The organism is Flavobacterium sp. Leaf359, assembly GCF_001423985.1.
GTDB classification, from domain to species: Bacteria; Bacteroidota; Bacteroidia; order Flavobacteriales; family Flavobacteriaceae; genus Flavobacterium; species Flavobacterium lindanitolerans.
Genome location: NZ_LMPW01000001.1, coordinates 50,936 through 51,937, shown reverse-complemented (window position 1 = coordinate 51,937; position 1,002 = coordinate 50,936). Strand labels below are relative to the sequence as shown.

Here is a 1,002-nt window from a genome sequence, read left to right as displayed (position 1 = left end):
AACTCATTTTTTTAAAACCAAAGGAACCCTATTCGAAACAATTTGCTTATCATATAATTCATAACCCATTTGCTCTAAAGAATCTTTAACGGTTTTAGGCAAGGTGTTTTTTTTAAAATATTCGTTCCCAATGTAATATTTTGCATAAACATAGTATTGCTTATTTAAATCTATAGTATCGGTTACATATCTATAATGACAATATTTAGAGATGTCCACTTTCATTCTGAAAGGAATGCTTAGCTTTACTTTTTGTTTGGGGTTTCAGTTTTAAAATATCTTTAGTTGTATGGACTAATGCATCATAGGAACATGTTCCTTCATCAAGTAGTTCAGTAGACAAAACCTTTTTTTTATCAGTGACAATGAATGACTCGAAAGTATATAAGGTTTGACCCTTATTAAATTCCTTCATACTATCATTGACACTTTTTGTATTATATAAAAGATAATAATTCTTTAGAGAATTATTGGTTATGGTTATTTTTAAATCAGTACTATCTTTTATTGAAGTGTTAGTTAACCTGATATCTATATCGGATCGAATCTCTTTTTGATTATATTTTGCACATCCTATAAGGACGAAGCAAATAAAAATTATCTTTTTCATAGTAGCGAGGCATTAAATTTTTCCAATATTTTGCAGTTCAACATTAATTAAAAACTTATTGTTCCTCACTTATGGTNNNNAACTCATTTTTTTAAAACCAAAGGAACCCTATTCGAAACAATTTGCTTATCATATAATTCATACCCCATTTGCTCTAAGGAATCTTTGACAGTTTTAGGCAAGGCATTTTTAAAATACTCGTTAATGATGGAATATCTCATGTAAACATAATATTGTTTGTTTGGCATCATCATGTCAGTATTATATCCATAATAGCAATCTTCAGAGACATTCGTTTTCATCCTGAAAGGAATACTAAGTTTTACTTTTTGTTTGGGTTTTAGTTTTACAATATCTTTAGTTGTATGGACAGGTATGTTTATGAGACATGA

Annotated in this window: 2 protein-coding genes; both read right to left on the bottom strand. The window is 28.5% G+C overall.

Annotated features, from left to right (window positions below; genetic code table 11):
• Positions 1 to 205: 205 nt before the first annotated feature.
• Positions 206 to 610, bottom strand: coding sequence for a hypothetical protein (locus ASG38_RS00160; RefSeq protein ID WP_056065404.1), 405 nt, complete (start codon positions 608 to 610; stop codon positions 206 to 208).
• 83 nt (positions 611 to 693) lie between these two features.
• The coding region (locus ASG38_RS00155) for a hypothetical protein (RefSeq protein WP_056065401.1) at positions 694 to 1,002 on the bottom strand (309 nt) is incomplete at its 5' end.